Source organism: Pseudomonadota bacterium, from assembly GCA_026388215.1.
In the GTDB taxonomy this organism is placed as follows: domain Bacteria; phylum Desulfobacterota; class Syntrophorhabdia; order Syntrophorhabdales; family Syntrophorhabdaceae; genus JAPLKF01.
On sequence record JAPLKF010000225.1, the window covers coordinates 1 to 2,768 of the forward strand.

The following is a 2,768-nucleotide window of genomic DNA, read 5'->3' on the forward strand; positions in this document are numbered from 1 at the left end:
CTTCCCGCCTGTAAACTCTTTCGTCTGCAGTACCTCCTCTGGTTGGAGAATTATATGGAGGTTTGCAGCATCCACATCGCAATCCGCTATTACTTTATCCCGGAACAGAGAGGAAAGTGCTCCCGTGAGGGAGGTTTTTCCGGTTCCCCCCTTACCGCTTACAACTACCATTTCTTTTATGTGTGTCATCTTACCACCTGCATTTTGTTTCCCCCAATAACCTTCCGATGTTGACGGCAAGTTCCATAAACTGGTCTATATAGATAGGAAGGGTCTGTAATAGAATGTTCCCCATGGAGTAATGGCGTGCGATCTCCCTGTCTTCGGGTAGCACCATGATTACAGGCAGATTGTTTTTTAATAGATATGTTACAAGAGGCGGGAATTCACCATTTTGCCGGTTAATCACAACCCCGATCGGTTTTCCCAGGTTTTTTGCCACGGAGACTGCGATTTTCAGGTCATGGAGACCGAAGGGGGTAGGTTCGGTTACCATCACCACAGCGTCCGCGTCTGCAATAGTCTTCACCACCGGGCAGGAAGTACCCGGGGGGGCGTCGATGATCCGGACATACTGTTTTTTGTATTGGCGTTTTACCTCTTGGATGAGAGGGCCTGCCATTGGCTCCCCGACGTTCAGAACACCGTGAATAAATTCAATACCGTGTATTGCTCTGCCGTTCTCGATATACCCGATTTCCCTTTCCCCCTCGGTTATTGCGTTTTCAGGGCAGATACGAACACAGAGCCCGCAGCCATGGCAGAGTTCAGGAAATAGGAGTACATTCTTCGGGAGGGTTACAAGGGCGTTAAATTGGCAATGCTTACTGCATTCACCGCAGGAGGTGCATTTCTTCTGGTCGATTACAGGAACCATCACCTTTGCAGGTGTTTTTAAGTCCATCTCCGGCTTGAGGAAGATATGCCCGTTTGGCTCCTCCACATCACAGTCCAGGTATTGTACCTGCTGCTGGGAATAGGCGAGAAAATATGCCAGGTTTACCGCCACTGTGGTTTTTCCGGTTCCCCCCTTACCGCTTGCAAAGGCTATGTTCGTGTCTCTCATCACCTCAGGTTCTCGTCATGGGTGTATTGCACTTTGGGCACTTCTGCTTATAGCAGGGTATCCCCCGTTTATGGGGTGCTCTTGTTCCGCACTGAGGACACACACATTCCCCACCAAGCCCCAATCCTCTGCCACCCATCCTGCCTTTGCCTGCTGCTCCTGTTCCTCGGCCCATGCCTCCGCCTGTTCCTCCGCCTGCACCTTTTCCGCTACCTTGACCATATCCCTGTATCATAGTTATCTCCTTTCCCCTGGAGGGGCGGACGGGCGAGGATAGGGGGATGTGATCCCCGCCCGTCTCATAGCTACTTCTCTTCAGAGAGCTTTACCAGACGATCATTTATTTCCTTCAACGTACTTTCCAGATCTGCCGCTTCTGTTTTGAGCATCTCAATTTCTGCCTCTCTGTTCATGGGAGCACCATATACCGGTGCTACACCTGTTTGAGGTCCCCATGCCTGCGGATTCATGCGTGCCCAGAAAGGAAGCCCGGTGGCATAAAACCAATTTCGGTATCCGAAGCCTCTTCCTTTACCCCGACCCATTCTGGGTCCAAAAAATCCTCCTCCCCATGCTGGGTTCATGTAACAGGGAGCGTTATAGCCTGCACAATAGCCGGCTCCTCTTCCCGTCATTGGACCCTGTCCCATTGGACCTGTTCCATCTCCTCTTGGCATAATACATACCTCCTTTTTTACCAGTGCCCGCCTACATCGGGCCCGGTTAATTTAGCAAGCTTACCCTCTTCGAAAGCCCCTATTGCCTCTGAAACAGGCATGTTGGATGCGGTGTACACTTCCACCCCGGCGGACTGAAGCACCCTGAATGCATTCGGTCCCAGATGGCCGCTTATTACCGCTTTTGCGCCTGTATTCACCACATTCTGCGCGCTCTGAATGCCTGCTCCCTGGGGAGAATTCATATTTGCCGTATTATCAATAACAGAATGGGTCTTATTCTCCAGATCGTAGATGATCAGCTTCCGGCTTCTTCCGAAACGTTCATCAACCATTCCTTCTAAGGTTCCATCAACACTCGTTATTACGATCTTCATCGTTCCTCCTTTTTCAATGGATAATATATCTCCTTTTTGTGGAGTAGCCTTTCCATTCCACCCGAGCCTGCACATGTGACGCCAGCCGCATGGCGGGGTGAATTTTTCATCGATCTTGACGTTTCCTCCCTCAATTCTCAGTGCTTTGCCGTTAACAACGGCATGAGCCATTTTTTCATGGGCAGACAAGAGGAGGCGGTGAAACGTGGGCTGTGAGACATTCATCTGTTTCGCCGCCTCCTCCTGGGGTATCCCGAGAAGGTCTTTCAGCCGTATCGCCTCAAGCTCATCATGGCCTAACACGACCTCTTCCAACTCTGCCAGCCTCACGCCTGCGGGCTTAAAATAAGTCACGCTGGGGAGAAAACCGATATTTCTTCTGCATCTAGGCCGTGGCATTACTCAATCACCCTCCAATAACATATAAAAACAATGTGCTGCAATTCATATTATGAATATATATTCATAACCTTTTTTTGTCAAGAGAAAAATAGGTGATACTTCTTTATTGTGCCTTAATCATTGATTCTCGAAATATTCTGGAAAAGTCTTTCCCACAGATGTATAATCGAGACGCGTATATTCCTTATCGAGAGGGGGAATTATGGAATATAAAATGCGTGGAAAAACGTTTGATGATTTTAATGT

The 2,768-nt window shown here is 49.1% G+C and carries 5 protein-coding genes; all 5 read right to left on the reverse strand.

Annotated elements, in window-relative coordinates:
* Positions 1-180, reverse strand: a 180-nt coding sequence (locus NTU69_11330) for a (4Fe-4S)-binding protein (GenBank protein MCX5804099.1), incomplete at its 3' end; no start/stop codon positions are given.
* A 10-nt stretch (positions 181-190) separates the two neighbouring features.
* On the reverse strand, positions 191-1,066 hold the full coding sequence (locus NTU69_11335) for an ATP-binding protein (protein ID MCX5804100.1): 876 nt from the start codon (positions 1,064-1,066) through the stop codon (positions 191-193).
* A gap of 4 nt (positions 1,067-1,070) precedes the next feature.
* The gene (locus NTU69_11340) at positions 1,071-1,301 is read right to left on the reverse strand and encodes a hypothetical protein (GenBank protein MCX5804101.1); all 231 of its coding nucleotides are present in this window, start codon (positions 1,299-1,301) and stop codon (positions 1,071-1,073) included.
* Positions 1,302-1,371: 70 nt separating this feature from the next.
* Positions 1,372-1,743: a DUF5320 domain-containing protein gene (locus NTU69_11345; protein ID MCX5804102.1), complete on the reverse strand. Its 372-nt coding sequence runs from the start codon at positions 1,741-1,743 to the stop codon at positions 1,372-1,374.
* Between the two features lie 17 nt (positions 1,744-1,760).
* Positions 1,761-2,519 carry a DUF134 domain-containing protein gene (locus NTU69_11350; protein MCX5804103.1) on the reverse strand — a complete coding sequence of 253 codons (759 nt, stop codon included), beginning with the start codon at positions 2,517-2,519 and terminating at the stop codon, positions 1,761-1,763.
* Between the last annotated feature and the right edge of the window lie 249 nt (positions 2,520-2,768).